The sequence below is a fragment of the Desulfosediminicola ganghwensis genome, from assembly GCF_005116675.2.
Classification (GTDB): Bacteria; Desulfobacterota; Desulfobulbia; order Desulfobulbales; family Desulfocapsaceae; genus Desulfopila; species Desulfopila ganghwensis.
Genome location: NZ_CP050699.1, coordinates 2,083,074 through 2,105,745, shown reverse-complemented (window position 1 = coordinate 2,105,745; position 22,672 = coordinate 2,083,074). Strand labels below are relative to the sequence as shown.

Below are 22,672 nucleotides of genomic sequence, written 5' to 3'. Positions count from 1 at the left end.
CTCATGCCTCTCACCTCTCCCAGACAAGCCCTGTGCACCTGATAGCAAAACACTAAAATCATCTTGGCAAATACTCAAACGGTACACACCTCTGGTGATTCAGCAGGGTAATCACACTGAATGAAGAGAAAAAAAATGTTTCGATGGCTTTGGCGTGTCAGGTAAAAGATAGTGGCTTGGCGTCCATGGACCTGTCAGGCCAATTTCTTTAAGGCGCTACATTAAGCAATTACTTATCGTCTACCCGAGTAGAGCTAAAACTTCCTACAGCAAGAGGAGGTACAGTATGCGGATAGGTGTTCCAAGAGAGAGACATGAAAATGAAAAACGGGTTGCAACGACACCGGAAGTAGCAAAGATAATCAAAAAACTCGGTTTCGACATAGTCATTGAAGCCGGTGCAGGTGCTGCAGCAAAATTTACTGATGACGCCTATAGTGACGCTGGCGTGAGGGTCGAGCAGGATGTACAGACACTCTATCGCGATGCCGACATCATCCTCAAGCTCCGCCCGCCGGAGAATCCCCCCGAACGCGGTATAAACGAGCTGGAACTGTTACGGGAAGGCCAGACACTTATCAGTTTCATCCATCCCGGTCAAAATCAGGCGCTTTTAGAGAAGCTTGCCTCAAAAAAGATCAACGTGCTGGCCATGGACTCCATTCCCCGCATTTCACGGGCCCAGAGGATGGATGCGCTCAGCTCCATGGCCAATATAGCTGGATATCGGGCTGTTGTTGAGGCAGCTCAACACTTCGGCCGTTTTTTTACCGGGCAGATAACTGCCGCCGGCAAGATTCCTCCGGCAAAGGTGCTGGTGATAGGCGCGGGTGTGGCTGGCCTTTCGGCGATTGGCGCAGCCAGGGGCATGGGAGCAATAGTCAGGGCTTTTGATACCAGACCCGAGGTCAAGGAACAGGTCGAGAGCATGGACGGTGAGTTCCTGATGCTCGATTTTGCCGACGAAGACGGCTCCGGTGAAGGCGGCTACGCCAAGGCGATGAGCGAAGAATTCATTCAGGCCGAGATGGAACTCTTTGCCGATCAGGCAAAGGAGGTCGATATCATCATTACCACTGCGCTCATTCCAGGTAAACCCGCCCCGGAGTTGATCACCGAAGCCATGGTGAAGGTCATGCGGGAAGGCAGTGTCATTGTCGATCTCGCTGCCGAAATGGGAGGTAACTGTAAACTTACTGAAGCGGATAAGGTTGTGGTGAAACATGGAGTGACCATAATAGGGTATACCAACCTGCCCTCGCGTCTGCCAACGCAGGCCAGTCAATTGTACTCCACCAATCTTCGCCACCTGCTCTCGGAATTAACTCCAGCAAAAGACGGCGTGGTCGTCCTCAATATGGACGATGAAATCATACGCGGGGCAACCGTCATTAAGGCAGGTGAAATTACCTGGCCACCACCGGCCCCAAAAATCTCTGCTGCCCCGAAAAAGCGGCCGGCTCCGGCAAAAGTGGAACCACAGCCCGGAAAGAAAAGAAGTCCCTTGCGCCTCATTCTGGCAGCTGCCATACTCGCTATCGGCTCGCTGGCTCTGGGGAGTGTTGCCCCACCTGAGTTCATGTCACATTTGACCGTTTTTGTGCTGGCCTGTTTCGTAGGCTATATGGTGGTCTGGAATGTCACGCCATCTCTGCATACGCCTCTGATGAGTGTCACCAATGCGATCAGCAGTATCATTGTCATCGGCGCGCTGCTGCAGATCTCATCCGATCGCTTACTGATCGTCTTTCTGGCGGGGATTGCTGTCCTGATCACCAGCATCAACATCTTCGGCGGTTTTGCGGTCACCCATCGAATGTTGAGCATGTTCAGGAAATAGGAGGGCAAACATGTCATATGGTATTGTAACCGTAGCATATATCGGCGCAACCATCCTGTTTATCCTGGCACTTGGCGGCCTTAGTCGGCAGGAGACCTCGCGACGTGGGAATTATTCCGGCATGATTGGCATGGCGATAGCTCTGTTAGCCACCGTCATCGGTATTGTCACTGCCAATTATTTCATCCTGTTCCTGGCAGTTGTCATCGGTGGTTCCATAGGCCTGATCCTTGCGAGAAGGGTGCAGATGACCCAGATGCCCGAACTGGTGGCGATCCTGCACAGCCTGGTAGGGCTGGCGGCGGTCCTTGTCGGTTATGCCAATTTCATGGATCATCAACGGATGCTTGTCGGTATCGAAAAGACCATTCACGATTCGGAAACATATCTGGGCATACTGATCGGCGCCCTGACGTTTTCCGGTTCGGTAATTGCCTTTTTAAAATTGAGCGCCAGGATCAGCGGCAAACCTCTGCTGCTGCCAGCTCGTCACTGGCTCAATCTGGCGATGCTCTTGGGAACGGTAGTGCTGGGTGGGCAGTTCATCAAATATTCGGCTATTGGCGGCGGTACTGTTCCCCTTGTCCTGATGACCGTCATCGCTCTTCTTTTCGGGGTGCACATGGTCATGGCCATTGGCGGAGCCGATATGCCGGTGGTGGTCTCCATGCTGAACAGCTATTCAGGTTGGGCGGCTGCGGCAACCGGCTTCATGTTGAACAATGACCTGCTGATCGTGGTTGGCGCCCTGGTCGGCAGCAGTGGTGCAATCTTGAGCTATATCATGTGCCGCGCCATGAATCGCCGATTTCTGGCCGTTATCGCAGGAGGCTTCGGCACCTCAGCGGGCACAGCAGGAGCAGATGCCGAGGATGAAGCTGGCGCAGTCGTTGCTATCGAAGCGGTGGAGGCGGCGGAACTGCTGCTCAATGCCAAAGAGGTGATGATAATTCCGGGATATGGGATGGCTGTTGCCCAGGCACAGCACATTGTTTATGAAATCACACGCAAGTTACGCGAGAATAACACCAATATCCGCTTTGGCATCCATCCGGTTGCCGGCCGCATGCCGGGCCATATGAACGTGCTCCTCGCCGAGGCCAATGTGCCCTATGACATCGTCTTCGAATTGGATGAGATCAATGAAGATTTTCCCCAGATCGATGTCTCCGTGGTAATTGGCGCCAACGACATTGTCAATCCCGCCGCCCAGGAGGTACCGGACAGCCCTATTGCTGGTATGCCCGTGCTGGAGTGCTGGAAAGGGAAAGTGACCATTGTCCTGAAACGTTCTATGGCCACCGGCTATGCAGGTGTTGCCAATCCGCTTTTTTATAAAGAAAATACCAGAATGCTGTTCGGCGATGCCCGTGAAAGCCTGGATGCTGTGTTGAAACATCTGGAATAGCGTGTCCCTGATAATAGGTCAGTAAGTTGTTGCGTAAGAAGACAAGGTGGTATTCTCCGTCTCCTCCGGGAGGTTCCGTGAAAAGATCATGGTTCAGCCATCGAATGCACTGCCTGACATCATCTTTCACTGCATGGTTTTTTCCAGTATAGGCTCTGCGCATTGCATTCATCAGATCATCAGTAATTTTGATGGGATACCGATCGCCTTCCATCAACTCGAACAACAGCAATTATGGGGAGGGTCGGTCCACTGCCCGACTCAGTCTGGAGGGGTATTAGAATATTACCCTGGACGTAAAATCTACAGACGAGATCTTTATCATGAAAACAACTGAGCCCCTGAAAGTGCTGGATATGCTGATCAGCTTTTTTGAAACAGGTAATAAGGTAACGGATTCCGCCGCCAAGGCTATCTTTATGGAAGACGGTGAATACGATGAGTACTGGCAAGGGGTAGTGGATGAATTCAGGCAGAGTGTCGACTGGACAGGTGTACGGGCACCGGAGTCGGAATTCCTGTCATTCTGTCTGCGCAACCTTCGCGATAAGATCGATAATCAGGGATAGCCTGGGTAGGGCAAGAAGCCCTTGCCCTACCCAACACCTTGCTGCGCAGCAGGAGGGGGGAAATGGCGTGATGGGTGCGAGACTGGAGTTATTCGTCTCCAACCCACTCTTTTCGTTGGAGAGACCGCACATCACATCAGCTACAGTGACCAGACAGACAGCCTCTTTTCCAATTTTTACAGCCAACACCGATGCGTTTGCCATTGTCATTTTCCCTTCTGCAAACGCAAGTCAATCATTGATTCCTGAAACGGGAAATGTTCGTTGCACTGCGTGTCGAATGATCTTGTGCTCTGCCGGGAAGCCGCCACCCATACGTTATAATCGTTGTCAGGTACAGGAAAAGGTGATTGCCACTCACCTGGAAAAGTGGCCCAGGACCTGAACACGGCCAGCGTTTGCCAGAATTTCATCATAGAGAACTTGGTAGTCGGGCGCATACCTCTTGGAAAAATGAAACGGAACTAATCGCTCCACCCCTGCATCTCCGGCGATTGTCGCGGCGGCAAAGGTCGTGAGGTGTTGATTGGCATCGGCCCTGGCCTGATCCTCCATGGTAAATGCCGCCTCACAAAACAAGGTGTGTGCTGAGCGAGCCAGCTCGGTGAGCTTTATTCTGTTATCCGGGCTATCCGCCATATCGGCGGCATATACCATTTTCTTGCCCGGTACAATGAGGGTCAGTTCTTCGGCAAGTTCACCGGCTGGTTGCTTCATACCGTTGGGAAGTTCGATCAATATTTGAGGTGATTCATTGGCTATGCAATATTTCAGCCGACCAAGCCAGGGCCCCGGAGCCACTCCCTTGGCTTTCAAACGTTCTTTTCTTACCTTTATTTCCCTGCCAAATACAAGCGCGTAGGCTATGGATGGGGTACGGTGGTCACATATGGCAGCCTTGATAATAAAATGTTCGTCAGTGAGGATGACGCCATTGTTGATGGTCGTCTCCGGCAGGTTGATGCGCTCTTTACCAGCCTGCAGCCTGGCGCGCCTGATGGTCGCCTGCCCTATTTCCCCCACTTCAAAGACAGGTCCCTTTTCCTTGATCCGATCCCAGGTGACCCCCTGTATAAAATGCTCTATGTGATCGATCGTTCCCACCGGACCAAATATCTTGCACGGTTCGAGCAGGCCGATGCGCAAACGGAGGAACCAGACAAAGCCTCCTATATGGTCAAGATGGGCATGGCTTAAAAACACCGCACTGACCTGATGGGCGACCTTGGCCGCCAAACGGGCCGGATCACCAAGATCAAAGAGCAGACTCTTTTTCAGATCTTTCAGCCTCACATGCAGAAGGGGGTCGCCGAGAGCACCACCCACCAGGGTTGCCCAGGCGGGACCGAGATGGCTGGAGATGGGAAGATATCCCGCATTCGGGGGGAGAACGGGAGGCGTCATTTCCGCAGGTTGGTTGCCCACCGCCGGTATCCGGGTAACGGGAAGGATGGTCGCGAGTCTCCCTGCACCATCTCTTCCGGCATCCCTGATTAGCAGTGAGGACACATTGCCATTATTGCATCTAACCATCTTCAGTGTAAGCTTTTTGCCGTGCAGTTCTGCCACTTCACCGAGCCGAACCGTCCTTCCCCGGCTGTCCAGCAATGCGGCCTGTCTTCCTTTCCATGCTTTGACAGCTTCCAGGGGCGGCACCGTCCCTAAAAGGTGCAACCGATCAAGTTGCACCGTCTCTTCCGCACCCTGTTTCAGAAAATTGTCCCACAACCGTGTGCGGTGTTTGATCCGTTGAAACCTGCTTGGCCGTTTGGCCAGCGCAGAAGCAGGGATATAGAGTTTTTCGGCATGGAGCGCGGCCAGTTCCTGGGCGAGGGGGAGTGGAGCCGCTTTCCAGAAGAGAACGAGGACCATGTCGATTTCAAGGGATTCGGTGAGCTCAAGGAGCAGTTCAGCCCCACCAACACCTTTAACCACCCCTGGCGGGTCAATGAGCAGTATCGTGTCCTTTTTTTCCTCATCGACCTGACGGACCAGGGAGCGGGCCAGAAGACTGAGCGGCAGTCGAAAACGGCTGGCATCGAGGGAGCAGAGCGCAGCGGAATTCCCAAAACGGATCTCATCATTCTCCAACCAGCCCCGGCATACAGCTCCCGGGATGCCAAAGGGAGGGCTCCCGGGATCAAGTTCCAGAATCTGACAGGATTTCAACGAAGTGGTGAGGGAGCTCAGTAGCTTCAGGGCGAGGGTGGACTTCCCGGCTCCCATATCGCCCCAGACGAGAATGCGGCGATACCCTGTAATGAGCGGTGCTAAAAGATCCTCGCTTTCTCCACAGAACGTAACTGGTCGGTCCGTTGACATAGTTTCATCACCCCGGTTGCTCTGCTAAAATAGTAATCCTTTCCTCCTGAAATGCACAGCAAGAGGAAAAATTAGGACGGACAGGAGGCTTCGACCACTAACGAAAGGTTGAATAGGCGCGTAAGACAAGCAATTTAAGGTGCTCACCTAAAAAACAACTTCCTATGTTAAGCGATTCTTAAAGCGTTTCAGGAGGTTCAGATGTGGTCTTCACAATTATCAGAATTGCAGTTCATTTCGCTCATGCAGCCGTAAAAACATTGTGGAGCATCATTTTTTTAAAGCTTGTTAATTAGTTGGAGCATATGTTTTCCTGTTGTTTTTAAACCTATTGTGTGCTAGGTTTCAGGGCAACTTTTTATCTAACCAAGATTATTCAGCATTACAATATCATAGCGCGTAGTAATAGACTGAAAGCCAAGTTCTGTTAATTAGTTTTCATATTAAAACTCGGCCTTTTATTCAAGATCGAGGCGCAAATCGATTATTTACCGCAGCCATATAGATGATATCTCCAAGTCTCGTACCTTGCTTGCCGCTGTTCAGGGGAAAGTGATGGAAAGCTAAGGCTGTAACTGGAACGCTCTTGTGCCTGTGACGCACTTGCATTCATTGTGAAAGTGAGTACTCCAAACATCTAGGATATGTCGTGCAACAACTGGATATTACACCCTAAAAGCCGAGTCTAAAAGCGATAAGTATAGCATCTGCTCCAGACAAAACCCTGACCTTTAATTGACGTACCCTCTAAAATTGGTCAAAGGCCATATGGTGGCTACAGGCTCGACAATTCATTCCAAGTGATCGCGAAAAATGTTGGTGTTGTAGAGCAGATACCGGAAAAGGCACGGGGAAACAGCTGATCCGTCATTTAACGAAATATAGATAGCCTGTTGGCTTATTGGTGCAGTTGACTTCCCTATTTCAACAGGAAGCAAAGAGCATAAAGATTGATTGGGACCAATTGGGTTCTCTATCGGGGGGATCAATTTCTGAGCGGATAATCACATGACCCGCTAAGAACTCATCTTAAAAACGTCACTGCATATGCAGAAGGAGGTGATCCGACACTCAATGAATCATTGAAGGGGTTGAGCATTTCAGGATTTCACAGAAGGTAAAAACATGAACGTTAATGGAGATAAAATAATGGGTAAAAGATTATCTGTTGTCTGTTTCGCTGTCGCTTTGATGATGTTCTTCGGAGTTGGCAGTGCTTTTTCGGCTACTGCTAAGGCAACCTGTGCAGCGGGTGATGTTTCCACAGTTGAGTTCAAAAGCGCTGCACCTATTTTTTCACAAATCATCCACTCGGCCTCACAGAAAGACCTTTTCATCGATGTTTCCCTTGAGTGTGGTCTTACGACTAATACCAAGGTTATGAGCAAGGCTCTTGCAAGAGATATTGCAGAGGCCGAAGCCTATGTAAAAGTCTGGGTAGAGGTTGATGGTGAAGAGGCAGAGCCAGGAGTTGTGACTTTTGCCAGAAGGTACCAGGCATTGATAGCCGAATTCGCAGGCTCTCTTGAAGTACCATCGGGCGTGACCGTTGAAGAGTGCTACGTGACTGATGAATTAACTGGTATCACAACAATAGATGAAACTTGCCTGACGGAAGAGATGGTAGCCCTGGTCCTCGATACAATGACTGCCAATTCCTTTAACTTTGTGTTTGGTAATCTGGAGGCAGGAGATCATGAGGTAGTTGTATGGGCAGATGTTGGTTATAATACCTCAGATGGATTGGATATTTCAGAAATAGCTGACTACATCCCTACAAGAGCATACCTGGGAAAAGGTTCCGTCACGGTTGAAAGCGTCAGACTGGTCAAGGATGAGCTTGCAGAAGTTGACTAGGAAAATCTGCTTCTGAAAAAGCGATCTGTTCACAAATAATGCCCCAAGCTACCATTCACCTGTTTTTTTTATCATAATCAGGTGGAAATATCAGTATTGTCGCGCCAGTAATTTCAAATATTGCTGCTGCTCCAGGGCCTTCCTCCGTTACGGAAGGGCTGGCAAAAGGACTCTTGCAGGGTCGTTCTTCTGGGCTGGCCTCAGTTCCATGGAGGTTGGTTTGAAGAGTTGTAGTAGGTGAGGCAGGCTGAGTGTACATTGGTACTGGAAGTGACCTGAGTGAAAAAAGAGCCACCACAGTGGTATAAAAACCTTCCATACGACAACAGCCACTTACCAATCAGTTTGGTAAGTGGCTGTCTTTATTACGGATGGCAGCTAGAGATTTAAATCTCCCAAACTCCATGTTCCTGAAGAACCGTATTATCTCCTGTCGATGAACCAGCTCTTCCCATCAGGCTTTAAACAGGTCGTTTTTGGGGCCGGGGATTATTGGTCTTTTGTTCATCCCTTCCTGCCTCTTTCCAACTTGATGGTATCCTCTGAAGACCTGAGTCCCCTTTTTCAAAAGGATTATGTCTTGGATGTGTTGCCCAACATATTGTTCGAATTATCGTACTTGGGTTGCTGAGCCTTGTTTCCTCAGTATCACTGATTGACAAAATGAGTAAGGCCGTGCACTCTACATGGAATATTCCACCCATTCCATCCACACACCACACGGGTCTTCGATGCCACCGCTTAATATATTACCTGATATTGATGTAACCGATTTCGCAACGCTGTTGTTAAATTATAGTACCGATGGAATATTACTCACCGATTCTACAGGCCTTGTAATTGCCATAAACAAGCGGTTTAGCAAACTTTTTCAAATCCCAGCCTCAGAGGTGCTTGGATCCAACGTATTAGACCTTGTTAAGCAGGGAGCATGGTCGCCAAACCTCTTCCAGCGCGTAGTACAAAAGAAAAAAACGCTCTCCATCATGCAGACCACCCGAAGTGGTAGGTCAATCCTCGCCACAGGTACCCCAATTTTTGATGATGTAGGTGAACTCCTCTATGTACTTTTTAATGACAGGGATATGTCGTTACAGTCGGTTCTTGAAAACGATTCCACTGAATCTGTTGAACTGGCCATTCACGCTGCAGCCAAAGACGAACACCTCGTCGCAGAAACTCAGCAGTACACATTAAACGGGATCGTTGTAACAAGTAATATAATGAAAAAGCAGCTCAACCTCGCACTGCAGGTCGCCAAGTTCCCCGTACCTGTACTTCTTACCGGCGAATCGGGGGTTGGAAAAACAATGTTTGCCCGCTTTATTCATGACCAGTCCCCTAGAAGAGAAGGCCCTTTTATTGCCATAAACTGTGGGGCTATTCCGGATCAACTTGTGGAATCAGAACTTTTTGGACATACAGGGGGTGCCTTTACCGGTGCCACAGCTGGGGGGAAAAAAGGTCGCATACAAGCCGCAGATGGTGGGACATTATTCCTTGATGAAATTAGTGAACTTCCTTATGTCCTCCAGGTCAAACTTCTCCAGTTTCTTGAGACAAGTCAGATTTACCCTGTGGGTGGGACAAGTCCGATCCCTGTTGACTGTACTGTTATTGCGGCCACAAATAGAAATTTGGCATCCATGATGGCTAATAAAATATTTCGAGATGATCTCTATTTTCGCCTCAACGGTATGCCGATCGAACTCCCACCTCTGCGAAAGCGTAGAGAAGAGATACCCCCCCTGGCTCATTTTTTTCTTGAACAGTACTCAACCAGATTTGGGATTGAGGCTTCTCTTACACCTGAGGCCCTGAACGAGCTTACGCAACTGCCTTTGAAAGGTAATGTACGGGAGCTTTCCCACCTTATTCAGCGTCTACTCATAGTCACTGGAGGAGGAGAAATCACAGTGGAGCAGGTTCACGAGTGGGCAACCACAATAACAAAAAGCACGCCAAAGCAGTTACCACACTATGACGGTACTCTCAGCCAACAGGTTTCTCAGTTTGAAAAAGATATTATCCAACAAACAATAGAGAAGTGTGGGAGTCAGGTTGAAGCTGCAAAAATTTTAGGCGTCCATCAGTCAACCCTCTCCAGAAAACTCTAGTTTTATGCAAGAATGCATTTGAGTTGCATAAACGCATTCTTCTTGCCAACGACTCAACCTGTAACAACCTGTATTTGCTATGTTTTTATTTTAGGCACGCTCTTTGCTAGTGTAAAGTTATCAGAACGCATAACCATTATTTATCACAACCAAGGAACCACCCCATGAGCCAAAACAATACCAAGCAAATACCTAAGGACATGTTGACCAACAAAAACCAAATCAAAAGGATCCTATACGCAACGGACCTGACTAAATCCGCACCTAAAGTGTACCAGTATGCACTCTATCTTGCCAAGCAGTTTAACGCTGAAATCGTATGCTTACATGTCATAGATAACCAATCTGCAATCATGAATTTTGCTATGTCTTACCTCACCAAAGAGGTTAGACAGGAAATACTCATTCGTGAACACAACAAAGCACTTGAGGAGATGGCACATAGAAATCGCCAGGCTTTTATTTGTCAACAGTTCGGCATGGATGATGGGCTTTATCCAGAACAGCTCGGCTTAACAATTATCGATAAAGTAGTGTACGGCGATGTCGAAGAGCAGATTTTAAAACATTCAGTAAACTCCAACTGCGACCTCGTTGTCATGGGTGCACACGAGAAACCTTTTTTCACCTTTACGACAACCCTCTCTAAACGAGTAATGAAAAGATCAAAAGTACCCGTTACTGTCGTGCCTATTCCAGGTGAAAGGAAAGAGCAGTCAACTGGTTTTCTGCCATCTTTTTTGCCACATTTTTCCGCTGGTCGGTATAAGTAATATTAAAAAAAGCGGATTAAACTTCTGCTGTTTTGGCTCCATCTTACGATTGCAACCGTGAAATGGAGCCTTTTTTGTTTACCCATTTCAACCACGCATTCTTTAAATCCCCACTCTAGACACCCGCCACCCAAAAGGAAGATACTCTTATTGGCAATATTTCCCATTTAAACAAATCTAAGGATTACACACTTCCTGAAAGGTTTGGGTTACCGGTGGGTGGTTGAAAGGGTTGCTTGGACCAGTGTATTCCTGAGCTTTACATTAGGAATACACTGTAATGATATGTTTTTTTTATGGCTTAGATCATCCCGCAAAGCTCAACAGCCGACTAATCGAAAATGTGGCGCGTTCCCTGTTTTCACTTTTATTCCGCTTCTTATCCACCCCATTATGACCGTGCCCTGTGCCAGGGCAATTTGCCGAGGAAGAAGCATCTGCTTTTTCCGTCGGAATATCTATAGCAAGCCCCCAGCTGCGTGGCCTGCATTTACCCCTTATACAATTTTTATTCATGAATATTTTCTTCCGCAAACCGTATAGGTATATGTAATAGCTATACTTATCTTACACGAAATGTCGACATTTCATCACTAACTGTAAAATAAACATTGACAACCGCCAAATTTTTTGAGATTTACCTTAAGCATAAAGTGTCGACATTCGCCACTTCTTAACTGTATTAATTACGTTTACTCGGTGAGTAGACTGGAATGACGGACTGACGAATCAACGACGTCAGCACAAACCAGACGCAGAGGACTAAACATGTCAGAAAATGTTGCAATTGAAACCCCAAACGCCCCGGGAGCCATTGGTCCATATTCCCAAGCCGTGAAAATAGATGGATTGATTTTTACTTCCGGAGCACTGCCAATCGATCCGGCAACCGGAAAATTCCCCGAAGGGCCCATTGCAAATCGCACCCACCAAGTATTGAAAAACCTGGCTGCGGTGCTTGATGCTGCAGGAGCCACACTCGACGATGTGGTCAAAACCACGGTTTTTCTAGCAGACATGAACGACTTTCAGGAAGTGAACGAAGTTTACGCGCAATACTTCAAGATGCCATTTCCAGCCAGAAGCGCTGTCCAGGTAGCCAAACTGCCGCTTGGTTCAGATATCGAAATAGAAGCTGTAGCAAGTATTTAATAATATTATATTTTTACCGGAGAGATCATGGACCTTACTCAATTCCCCAGGCGAAATTATCTGCAGGGACCAACCCCCATCGAAGCAGCACCGGCATTCTCCAAAGCGCTCGGTGGCAAAGTTAATGTCTTCATCAAACGTGATGACCTGTTGCCGGGTTGTTCTGGTGGCAACAAGACCAGAAAACTCGATTTCTGCATTGCTGACGCGCTTGAAAAAGGTGCCGACACCATCATCACCTGTGGCGCAGTGCAATCAAATCATTGCCGCCTGACCCTTTCCTGGGCAGTGAAAGAAGGTTTGGATTGTCATTTCATTTTAGAAGAGCGTGTTAAAGGAAGCTACAAGCCAGATGCCTCAGGTAACAATTTCCTGTTCAACCTCCTGGGAGTCGCTTCTACCAAGGTTGTGCCGGGCGGCTCAGATATGCTTGGCGAAATGGAGACATTGGCTGAGGAGTTAAAAGCTGCAGGCAAGAAACCGTACATCATTCCAGGCGGGGCCTCAAATGCCATCGGAGCGCTGGGTTATGTCGGCTGTGCGCAGGAGATCGTCCAGCAGCTTTTTGAAACCGGTCTGCATATCGACCACATGGTTGTACCCAGCGGCAGTGCAGGCACCCACGCCGGTATCGTTGTCGGTATGGCAGGAACCAGTGCCAATATCCCTGTTTCGGGTGTCAACGTGAGTCGCCCTAAAGATGTACAGGAAGGTATTGTCTTCAATCTCGCCCAGGAGACTGCGGCACTCGCTGGTATGCGTGGTGAGCTCAGTGCAGATGAGGTTACCTGTTTTGATCAGTATGTCGGCCCTGGTTATTCCCTGCCTACAGACTCCATGAAAGAAGCGGTTACCCTGCTCGCACAGACAGAATCAATCCTGCTGGACCCGGTATACTCCGGCAAAGCGATGGCGGGCCTCATTGATCTTGTCAGAAAAGATCATTTCCCTGCAGGCTCGAACGTTCTTTTTCTCCACACTGGAGGCTCGCCGGCCCTCTACGCTTATCTTGATACCTTCAAATAGATAGAAGCATGTACTGAGAAATCCGGCTTAAAAGTAAAGCACCGGAGCAAATGCTAGTTCGGTGCTTTACCCTATAGAGAATAGGGAATTACCCGTTGAGGGAGGGAACTGCCTGTTCTCCAAATCTAAAGTGTTCTGTGAGAGGAAAACACTATGAAACTTTATCATAAGATAATGATCGGGCTGGTGCTTGGCGTCGTTGCCGGCCTGATACTCGGAGAAAAAGCTGCATATTTAAAGCCTGTCGGTGACATTTTCATTCGCTGTCTGCGCCTGATCGTCGTTCCACTGATCCTTTCCACCTTGATTACAGGTGTCGTCAGCACCGGAAACATCAGAAATTTAGGAAAGACCGGGATCACCACCCTTGTTTACTTTATGGCAACTACCACCTTGGCGGTGGTGATTGGCCTGGTAGTCGCTAACATCCTTCAGCCAGGCACAGGACTTACCCTGGGCGAGATGAAGACTTTCAATGCTCCGGAATCTGTAGGCCCGGCCAAGATGATTGTCAACATGTTTCCGATGAACCCGATGGAAGCTCTTGCTAAAGGCAACGTTCTCCAAATAATTATTTTTGCGTTACTTTTCGGCGCAGGACTCTCCATGGCGGGCGACGCAGGTAAACCTGTCAGCAGGTTTTTCCAAAGCCTGGCGCAGGTCATGTTCAAGGTTTCCGATATCGTCATCAGCTTTGCACCATATGGCGTATTTGCTCTTATCGCGTGGACAACCGGTAAATTCGGTCTCGACATACTCCTGCCAATGGGTAAGCTGATCATCGCAGCACTGATCGCCAGCCTTATTCATATTTTTGCATCTTATACGCTGCTGGTCGCAACAGTTGGCCGCATATCTCCTCTTGCCTTCCTGAAAAAGACCCTTGAACCCGCGCTGGTTGGCCTGTCTACTTGCAGTGCTGCCGCTGCCTTTCCGTTTTCCATGCGTGCCCAGAAGCAACTGGGTGTATCGCCCAAGGTTTCTGGTTTTACCCTGCCAATGGCACTGACAATCAACATGGACGGCACAGCCCTGTACCAGGCAGTTGCAGCCACGTTTATCGCCAATGCCTATGGTATTGACCTGACACTGACCCAGCAGGGGACCATCGTGGCCACTGCGGTTCTGGCTTCGGTTGGCACCGCGAGTATTCCTGGTGGCGGTTTAATTATGCTCACTATGGTCCTCCAGTCAGTCGGCCTGCCGCTTGAGGGAATCGCCATCGTGGCAGGAATCGATCGAATTCTTGATATGTTCAGAACAACCACCAATATTTTTGGTGATAACTCTGCCGGTGTTGTTGTGGCTTCTTTAAACGGTGAGCTGGACCGTGAAGTTGCTGAAACCCCACTTGATGAGCTGGAACGTGGAAGCAGTGTTCATGTTGATAAAGACGGTCACATCGTTGATGATCTGACCTAACAAAGTTGTACTTGCGACAGAGCATTACCCTCAATGCCACGTAGAGGCCTCCTTCAACAAGGAGGCCTTTTTTTATTGCTGCTGCCCTATAATTTCAACTATGTTTTCAACCTGCGGGCGCACTTGCAGCTCTATACTCCTCGGCATCACAATGCACGGAACACCCAGCGGCAGCTCTCCCGACTCAGCACCTTATGGGAGGCATATGGAGAAGTGCAGAAAGAAATGAAAATCGGATGCAGAGAATTATACAAACCTTGGGCTGTTCTTCTGGATTTCCCCTGGTAAGCAGCATCTGCCATCGAAACGCATCTTGTGCTAAACAAACAATTGCAGTATAAAGGGATGTTTGGCCTTGTGTTTCAACAACTATACAACAACGCACTACTATCAGATGGAGTAACACTTTGGGTTTCGAAAAGCACACTTATACAGAACGAGTAGTAAATTACATTAAAGAGTGCATTTTGAATGGTACCTATAAACCTGGCAACAAAGTCAAGGAATTGACCATTGCCCAAGAGCTCTCCATAAGTCGCGCTCCTGTTCGGGAAGCGCTCCAGGTTCTCATCCAGGAAGGTCTGGTTATCTGGATACCACAAAAAGGGAAATTCATAACCAAACTCAATTCTGAACAAATTCGAAACAGCTATTTCACTGGTGGTATCCTGGAAGGCGCTGCAGTTGCTCAAGCAGTGGACCTGTATACTGATCGAGATTACAAACGGTTGGAGGCCATCAATGAGAAAATGCTTGAAGTAACTGAAAGTAAAAATAGTTTCGAAGCATTTGCAGCCTTGGATGACAAGTTTCACAAGATTCTGTTGTCAAAAATCGACAATGATCTTTTAAAAGAGTTCTGCAAAAGATCATGTCAGGGAATTTCGAAGTTCCTGCTCTATAAATACTGGATAGCGATATTTACCCCAGACGAAGTGTACGTGCGCCACAAAAAGATCGTTGATGCATTGAAGGAGCGGAACGCAGATAAACTCGAGAAGGTCATCCGGGCTCACTACATCGACATAGGGGAGCGGATAACTCAAGTGAAGGAAAAGGCTGACGCGGAAGTAGCGTAATGGCAGAAACACAAAGTGGCCAGAGTTGTTTGGCCAGGCAGCCTCTCAAAGGTGTTGCGTGAAACGTTAGTGATTAGAAATTCTATGTTGACCTCTGAGTAGAGACTGCTTCAATCCGACAGACTCCTTGGCGAATTGGTCACTGCCAATGCTTTTAGGTTTCATTTCCCGCTCTCAGTGATAGCTGCAGATACCTTCCATTAACCTTCTCCCGGATTAGCTAGTGGCTCAATAAAGCCTTCCTTTAAAAGGAAATTACCATTTGTAAGCTTGAGACATCAGCTACCTTAAGACTCGTACTCATCAGATCCGCTCTTGATTTCTGCACATAAAGTTCTCTAAACCGCAACTCATCTCCTGCTGGTCAAGAAGACGTATTCAATACCCGTTTCACCATTTGCTAAAAATTGAAAAATGCATATACATAGTAAGTGATTGCAAGATGATAATCTGCCACGACCATTCCCCCCCGAAACGATTAGAGAACTGTCAAATATAGAGAGGCACCATGTCGGAAGTAAATAAATGGGATGAACGATACGCCACAGATGATTTCGCTTATGGCACCGAACCAAATGATTTCTTGCGGGAAAGCATTCAGCATCTGCCCGCCGGGGGACGTATACTCTGTTTAGCTGAGGGGGAAGGTCGCAATGCTGTATTTCTGGCCCGGCACGGTTTTAATGTTGTTGCGGTAGATTCTTCGACAGTGGGTTTGCGAAAAGCTCAAAAGCTTGCCGACGAAAATGGTGTGCAGATAACTACGATCGTGGCAGATCTGGCTGAATTTACTATTGCAGACAGTTCCTTTGATGGGGTTATCTCAATTTTCTGTCATCTGCCACCAGCTGTTCGCAGCCGCCTCCATCGACAGGTTATTGATGGCTTGAAGATTGGCGGCACCCTGATACTCGAGGGGTACACCCCTGAGCAACTTCACCAGGGTACAGGTGGCCCCCCAGTGAAAGAATTGATGATGACCCTCACCATAGTTCAAGATGATTTTCGTGATCTCAACCAGATCCACCTTCTCGAAACTACCCGCGAGATTCTTGAAGGAACCCTGCACACCGGCACCGGGGCAGTGGTTCAGTTTATTGGTGAAAAAAGCTGAACCACCAGTTCTTTCCTCTCCGGTCTCACACCGGAGAGACCATCAAGGCCCCTCACCTTACAGGCCCGATGCCTCCACCATTCTTGCCGGGTGTTTTTTTCCTTCTCTACTGACACCAATAATAGCCTTCTGCCACTTCAGACAATCGCCCCTCCACGAACACAAACCATGTTATCCATTCTTATAGTTTGATATTATGCAGTTTATCTCAATACCCTCCTCAGCTCAAACATCACATTTCCAACATCATTTTCACAACCACCGATAGTTGAATTACATTTTCGTAACAGATTTTCTTTTCTTGACGATTATGATTTTAGGTGATATATCACATCCAATATGACACACAAACCTGTTTCCCCACTGGAGGACACATTCAATGCCCGTACCGCACAACCCTCAGCAAATCAACCGCTTCAGCATGCGTGAAGAGGTGTACAACACCTTGTTGAAATGGATCATGGAGGGTGTTCTCCGGCCCGGAGAGAAGATCCTCGACAAAGATCTGGCAGAACGCCTTGGTGTGAGCAGAACTCCCGTACGTGAAGCACTCCGACGACTCGAAGACAAAGAATTAATAGAGTCTGCTGCCAACCGATGGACACGGGTTGCCAGAATTTCGCTGAAAGAACCTGAGAAATTCTATCCGATCATCTGGACTTTGGAAGAGTTGGCAGTTTCTGAATGTATCGATCTTCTTGATGATGAAGATTTTCACCAGATGGAAGCGATTAACCGTTCGATCAACAAAGCCACCAAAAACAATGACCCGGTAAAGGCATCGTGGGCTGACGTTGAATTTCATCAGGTATATATCGCCAAATCCGCCAATGATTACCTGATTTCGATTCTGCGTGATCTGAAGATCAAGTTTCGGCGCATCGAGGTGTGCTATTTCGACGGCACAAAGTCATCCGATGAATCGTTCATGGAACACAACCAGATTCTGGGGGCACTTAGAAATAGCAACCTCGCTGAGACCCAGCACCTTATTCGGACGAACTGGCAAAACAGCCTCAAAAGACTTCAGGCTCTTGATCTCGATCAGGACCAGAAGGAAGACGACGAAAGCTGACCCATCTGCCTTAAGATTTCACGTTTATGTTTTCCCTGAAGAGATAAAGAATGACTAGAGCATTGAATAAAGCCGTTTCCGGCCAGCTGGAATCCATAGAAAAGATTGGCTACTCCATTAACTACCTCACCGAACGTCTCTGCGGACTGCTGGTCGCAGCCATGATCGGCGTGGTCTGGTTTGGTATTATCGACAGATATTTCCTCGCTCTCGGTGGCACCTGGACCGAAGAACTTGCCCGATACATCATGATTTGGGCGGCCCTGCTGGCCATCCCCTGCTGCACTCACCGCAGGGAGCATATTGGCCTGAATCTCCTTTTTGCCAAACTCCCTTCCCGGCATCAGGTGAAGTTCCGTCTTCTTCTCGACTTGATCGGCCTCATCTTTTTTGCCTTTCTTTTCTATTACGGCATCATGATGACCAAGGCCGGAACCACACAATTCGCAACCATTTTCGGGATGAATATGACCATTCCCTACCTTTCGGTCCCCTTAGCGAGCGGACTGACCATAATTCAGATATCTGTCTGCATGGTCCGGGAAGCGTATCAGATCGAACCTATCTACAAACTCAAGGAGCAGGTCAGATGATTATCGTCGCAGCAACATTCTTCACCCTTCTCCTTGTCGGGGTACCCATCGGCTTCGTACTCGGTATCGCCGGTGCCATCGGCCTGTTCATGATTGGCGGCGACAACTTCATGATGATGGCCCCAAAACGGTTTTTTGACGGGCTCAATCTTTTTACCTTTATGGCCATGCCCTTTTTCATCCTGGCCGGTGAAATCATGAACCGGGCGGGTATGACCATGAAACTCGCTAACTTTGCCGACTCTCTGGTTGGTTACATGCGGGGCGGACTCGCCCACTCCAACATGCTGGCTTCCGTGCTCTTTGCCGGTATGACCGGCGCCGCGGTCTCCGATGCCGCAGCCTTTGGCAACACCCTGGTCCCGGCAATGACCAAACAGGGGTACAGCAGGCCGTTCGCCTGCGCAGTCACCGCTGCCGGTTCCATCATCGGGCCAACCATTCCCCCTTCTAACCTGATGGTCATTTACGGCTCTTTGGCCGGGGTGTCAATTGCGGGCCTTTTTGCTGCGGGAATCCTGCCAGGTATTCTGATCTGTCTCACCTGCATGGCACTCATTGTGGCCCTGGGTCGTAGGCTCGGGTTGCCCAAGGCTGAAGGCGGCCCAAAGCTCACTGAAATTATCAAAGCATTCAAGGGAAGTTTTCTCGCCCTGCTTATGCCCCTTATCATCCTTGGCGGCATTCTGGGCGGAATAGTCACACCAACAGAAGCCGCAGCAATCGCTGTTGCCTACGCCCTTTTTGTTGGCCTGATCATTGAGCGTACCATCACGGTCAATGATATTTTCCAGATGCTGATCCGTACCTCCCGGATCACCGGCGTGGTCTTTCTGATCATCGCTTCCGCCTCAATTCTCAGCTGGTGGATGACGTTCATGCAGATCCCCCAGCAACTTGCTGCATTTTTCCTTTCCCTTTCCGACAATCCGCTGGTGATCAAAGCGCTGATACTGACTTTCTTACTTGCTATCGGCATGTTCATGGATATCAATGCTGCCCTTATCATCCTCACTCCCATGCTGGGGACACTCACCACCGCCATCGGCATGCACCCCGTTCATGCCGGCGTGATGATTATTCTCACCCTCAATATTTCCCTTATGACCCCGCCGGTCGGGGCCTGTATCTTTGTTCTCTCCTCCGTAACCGGGGAAAAGATTGAAAAGATCAGCGCCGCTCTGTGGCCGTTTATCATTGCCGAAGTCTCCGTGCTGGTCCTCATCACCTACTGGACTGACCTGGCAATGTTTTTTCCAAAACTTCTGCTGGATCTCTAGCAGGCAATTCTCTTTATGAGGTGTTCGATGCAAACCGTACGTAAAATTTCCTTCATGCTCGCGGCATGCGCTCTGTTCATGCTGGTAGCACAGTCAGCCCTGGCAACCAAGACTATCAAGATGCACCACCTGAACAAGAACGGTGCCTTCGATAATCCTTCCGGTGCTGCGGCAGTCGTTTTCAAGAACCTGGTCGAGGCCGGGACCAATGGAGAGGTGCAGGTACAGATCTTCCCAAGCGGTCAGCTCGGCAAAGATGCTGATGTGGTTCAGCAGGTGAAATCCGGTATCATCCAGCTTGGTGTACACTCTGTAGGCGGTGTAGCCAGTGTATACCCAATGATCTCAGTTCTCGATATTCCATTTGCCTTTCCTAATATCGCTTCCACCTATGAGGTGCTTGACGGAGAGTTCGGTAAAAAGCTGGGAGCGGACATTGAGGCTAAAACCGGTATGAAAACCCTGGGATTCAGTGATTCAGGCGGATTCTTCCAGTTCACCAACTCCAAGCACCCTATCAAGACCCTCGAAGACATGAAGGGGCTCAAAATCCGCACCATGGGTCTGGATACCCACAAGAAGCTGATCTCCGGACTCGGCGGCCAGCCTGCAGCAATCGCCTGGTCTGAGGTATACACCGCGCTGCAGACCGGTGTTGCTGATGGCCAGATGAACCCGGTACCGATTGTAGAGTTCGCTAAACTCTATGAGGTTCAGAAGTACCTCACCCTCTCCAATCACCTGTTCGCACCCCATGTATGGATGATGAACAAGGATTTCTACAACAGCCTTACCCCTGCTGAGCAGAAGGTGGTAGAGTCTGCCGCTAAAGCTGCCATCGTGACCAGCCGCGGTATCGCTAACTCCATTGAGGCCTCTGATCGCGGTCTGCCATTTCTGAACGAGAAACTTGAGGTATACTCGCTTCCGGAAGCAGAAAAAGTGAAATTCCGCGCAGCGACCCTGCCGGTAGTTCAGGAGCATATCGAAAAGACTTTCGGTGCTGAAGGTAAAGAGATGCTTGAGGCATTCCTGGCAGCTGTCCAGTCAGCTTCCTGATAGCCTGTACTCCAATCGGCCCGGTTCCCCGGGTCGGTTGGTGAGGAAAGGATACAAGACAGATGATCCAATATAGCCTGGCAGAACTCAACGATATTAACGCTGTACTTGAACTTCAGGGCAGATATCAACTCGATAACATCTCTGAAGAAGACAAAACTGATGGCTTTGTTACAACTCCCTTTACAGCCGACCAATTGCAACGCCTCATCCTTCAAGAGAAAGGCCTGTTTGTCGCTAAAGATGAGTCAACTGTAATTGCCTACGCTATGTCGGCATCTTGGCACTACTGGTCAGAGTGGCCTATGTTCCAGTTCATGATCAACGAATTGCCACAACACACCTTTAAGACTGAAACACTCTCTATAGGGAACTCGTGCCAGTATGGCCCTATTTGCATTCATAAGAAATTTCGGGGAACCGGCGTACTTGAAGATATCTTCGATTTTGCACGAGATGCGATGTCAAAGCGTTTCCCGATAATGATAACCTTCATAAACAAACAAAATCCGAGGTCTTATGAAGCTCATACACGTAAATTACACATGACAACCCTCCATGAGTTCCAATTCAACTGTAACGTCTATTACGAACTGGCATACGATACTTCACAAAAACTTCCAAGTTACCAAAATTATAATTAAATATTTTACCTGTGAAATTTTAAACAATTCTATCAAGTCCACAGTTTACATTTATAACTTATGCAAATTCCACAACATATAACAGGCCTGCGCTGCACTATCTGCAACACTCTCCACGCACCTGACTCCGGCTTACTCGTTTGCCCCGATCACGATAATGAGGGCATCCTCGAAGTCGAGTATGACTATCAGCAGATCGGCACAACGTTTACCAGGGAACATCTGGCCAAGTCTGGCGATTTCTCCCAGTGGAGATACCGCCCCCTGCTGCCGGTTCTGCCCGACACTCCTGTGCCACCGCTCACCGTAGGCTGGACACCGCTGGTACCGGCTCCATTGCTGGCTGAATCAGTCGGCATTGGCTCGCTCACTATTAAAGATGACTCCCGCCAGCCAACAGGCTCGCTCAAAGACCGCGCCTCAGCGCTTGCGGTTATGAAAGCCAAAGAAGCAGGAGCCAGAGTGATCACCACCGCCAGCACCGGTAACGCCGCGGCCGCACTGGCCGGCATCTGTGCCTCGGTGCAGATGGAGTGCGTTATCTTTGTCCCGGCGTCGGCACCTGAAGGAAAAATCGCCCAGTTAATGGCTTATGGCGCCACTATTTTCCTGGTTCAAGGAACCTATGATGACGCATTCGAGCTTTGCCTTCAGGCCAGCAGCAAGTTCGGCTGGTATAACCGGAATACCGGTTACAACCCGTATATGGCTGAAGGAAAGAAGACCGCCGCCTTTGAAATTTGTGAACAGCTCGACTGGCGGGTTCCCGACTCGGTATTTGTAAGCGTTGGTGACGGCTGCATAATCAGCGGTCTGCACAAAGGGTTCAAAGATCTGCTGGAATTGGGCTGGATAGAGAAAATACCGCGCCTTATGGGGGTACAGTCTGCCGGCAGCGACTTTATGTGGCAGGCCAGCGAAAAGAATGCGGATGTACTCACCTTCCCCGCCATCTCTGCCAACACTGTTGCCGATTCCATCTCTGCTGGTTTACCGAGAGACAGGATAAAAGCCGCAAGAGCAGTTTCTGAAACAGGTGGAGCCTGGCTACGGGTGGCTGATGAGAATATCCTCGCCGCAATACCTGCCCTGGCCTCATCCACCGGGATTTTTGCCGAACCCGCGGCGGCGGCTTCCCTTGCCGGGCTGAAAGAGGCAGTGAAAGCCGGCCTTATCACCAACAAAGAAAATTCGGTGCTCCTGGTAACCGGTAACGGTTTGAAAGACCCGGGTGCCACCATCAAAGCGTGCTCGGTTGCTGGCAGCAAAGCCTGCACCATAGCCCCTGATATTGACGAGGTTGGCAAGAACCTGCCAGCCGATCTGAAAAACAACTGTTAAT

General features: G+C 49.0%; 18 protein-coding genes. 17 read left to right on the top strand and 1 reads right to left on the bottom strand.

Translation table 11 applies throughout. The annotated features are described in order from the left end of the window. Positions 1-286 precede the first annotated feature (286 nt). The 3 genes from FCL45_RS08895 (at position 287) to FCL45_RS08885 (ending at position 3,817) form a co-directional block, all read left to right on the top strand. Entirely contained in the window at positions 287-1,840 is a 1,554-nt protein-coding gene (locus FCL45_RS08895; RefSeq protein ID WP_136798225.1) for a Re/Si-specific NAD(P)(+) transhydrogenase subunit alpha, read from the top strand. A gap of 10 nt (positions 1,841-1,850) precedes the next feature. Next, on the top strand, positions 1,851-3,248 hold the full coding sequence (pntB, locus tag FCL45_RS08890; RefSeq protein WP_136798224.1) for a Re/Si-specific NAD(P)(+) transhydrogenase subunit beta: 1,398 nt from the start codon (positions 1,851-1,853) through the stop codon (positions 3,246-3,248). Between the two features lie 323 nt (positions 3,249-3,571). After that, on the top strand, positions 3,572-3,817 hold the full coding sequence (locus FCL45_RS08885; protein ID WP_136798223.1) for a hypothetical protein: 246 nt from the start codon (positions 3,572-3,574) through the stop codon (positions 3,815-3,817). 357 nt (positions 3,818-4,174) lie between these two features. Here FCL45_RS08885 and FCL45_RS08880 read toward each other — a convergent pair whose 3' ends face one another. Next, positions 4,175-6,139 (bottom strand): Clp1/GlmU family protein, encoded by a 1,965-nt coding sequence (locus FCL45_RS08880; RefSeq protein ID WP_136798222.1) that lies wholly within the window; start codon positions 6,137-6,139, stop codon positions 4,175-4,177. A gap of 1,149 nt (positions 6,140-7,288) precedes the next feature. Between FCL45_RS08880 and FCL45_RS08875 the strand changes: the two genes are divergently transcribed. The 14 genes from FCL45_RS08875 to thrC all read left to right on the top strand — a co-directional run bounded on the left by FCL45_RS08875 (position 7,289) and on the right by thrC (position 22,671). After that, positions 7,289-7,996, top strand: a complete 708-nt coding sequence (locus FCL45_RS08875) for a hypothetical protein (RefSeq protein ID WP_136798221.1) — start codon at positions 7,289-7,291, stop codon at positions 7,994-7,996. A gap of 731 nt (positions 7,997-8,727) precedes the next feature. Beyond that, the gene (locus tag FCL45_RS08870; RefSeq protein WP_167495805.1) at positions 8,728-10,113 is read left to right on the top strand and encodes a sigma-54 interaction domain-containing protein; all 1,386 of its coding nucleotides are present in this window, start codon (positions 8,728-8,730) and stop codon (positions 10,111-10,113) included. Between the two features lie 164 nt (positions 10,114-10,277). Beyond that, positions 10,278-10,886, top strand: a complete 609-nt coding sequence (locus FCL45_RS08865) for a universal stress protein (RefSeq protein WP_136798219.1) — start codon at positions 10,278-10,280, stop codon at positions 10,884-10,886. A gap of 768 nt (positions 10,887-11,654) precedes the next feature. Next, complete coding sequence (locus FCL45_RS08860; RefSeq protein WP_136798218.1) at positions 11,655-12,038, top strand: RidA family protein; 384 nt, start codon at positions 11,655-11,657, stop codon at positions 12,036-12,038. Positions 12,039-12,065: 27 nt separating this feature from the next. Next, positions 12,066-13,064 (top strand): D-cysteate sulfo-lyase, encoded by a 999-nt coding sequence (cuyA, locus tag FCL45_RS08855; protein ID WP_136798217.1) that lies wholly within the window; start codon positions 12,066-12,068, stop codon positions 13,062-13,064. A 153-nt stretch (positions 13,065-13,217) separates the two neighbouring features. Beyond that, positions 13,218-14,486 (top strand): dicarboxylate/amino acid:cation symporter, encoded by a 1,269-nt coding sequence (locus tag FCL45_RS08850; RefSeq protein WP_136798216.1) that lies wholly within the window; start codon positions 13,218-13,220, stop codon positions 14,484-14,486. 407 nt (positions 14,487-14,893) lie between these two features. Continuing rightward, positions 14,894-15,565 carry a GntR family transcriptional regulator gene (locus FCL45_RS08845; RefSeq protein ID WP_136798215.1) on the top strand — a complete coding sequence of 224 codons (672 nt, stop codon included), beginning with the start codon at positions 14,894-14,896 and terminating at the stop codon, positions 15,563-15,565. Positions 15,566-16,073: 508 nt separating this feature from the next. Continuing rightward, on the top strand, positions 16,074-16,679 hold the full coding sequence (locus FCL45_RS08840) for a class I SAM-dependent methyltransferase (protein WP_136798214.1): 606 nt from the start codon (positions 16,074-16,076) through the stop codon (positions 16,677-16,679). Between the two features lie 379 nt (positions 16,680-17,058). Next, positions 17,059-17,754 (top strand): GntR family transcriptional regulator, encoded by a 696-nt coding sequence (locus FCL45_RS08835; protein WP_136798213.1) that lies wholly within the window; start codon positions 17,059-17,061, stop codon positions 17,752-17,754. A gap of 50 nt (positions 17,755-17,804) precedes the next feature. Further along, positions 17,805-18,347 carry a TRAP transporter small permease gene (locus FCL45_RS08830; protein ID WP_136798212.1) on the top strand — a complete coding sequence of 181 codons (543 nt, stop codon included), beginning with the start codon at positions 17,805-17,807 and terminating at the stop codon, positions 18,345-18,347. Next, complete coding sequence (locus tag FCL45_RS08825) at positions 18,344-19,627, top strand: TRAP transporter large permease (RefSeq protein ID WP_136798211.1); 1,284 nt, start codon at positions 18,344-18,346, stop codon at positions 19,625-19,627. The genes FCL45_RS08830 and FCL45_RS08825 overlap by 4 nt, the downstream gene beginning before the upstream one ends. Positions 19,628-19,654: 27 nt before the next feature. Further along, positions 19,655-20,686: a TRAP transporter substrate-binding protein gene (locus FCL45_RS08820; protein WP_136798210.1), complete on the top strand. Its 1,032-nt coding sequence runs from the start codon at positions 19,655-19,657 to the stop codon at positions 20,684-20,686. A gap of 62 nt (positions 20,687-20,748) precedes the next feature. Then, positions 20,749-21,330 carry a GNAT family N-acetyltransferase gene (locus tag FCL45_RS08815; RefSeq protein WP_217907700.1) on the top strand — a complete coding sequence of 194 codons (582 nt, stop codon included), beginning with the start codon at positions 20,749-20,751 and terminating at the stop codon, positions 21,328-21,330. A 60-nt stretch (positions 21,331-21,390) separates the two neighbouring features. Continuing rightward, a complete protein-coding gene (gene thrC / locus FCL45_RS08810; protein WP_136798209.1) occupies positions 21,391-22,671 on the top strand; it encodes a threonine synthase in 1,281 nt (426 codons plus the stop codon). The last annotated feature ends 1 nt before the right edge of the window (position 22,672 follow it).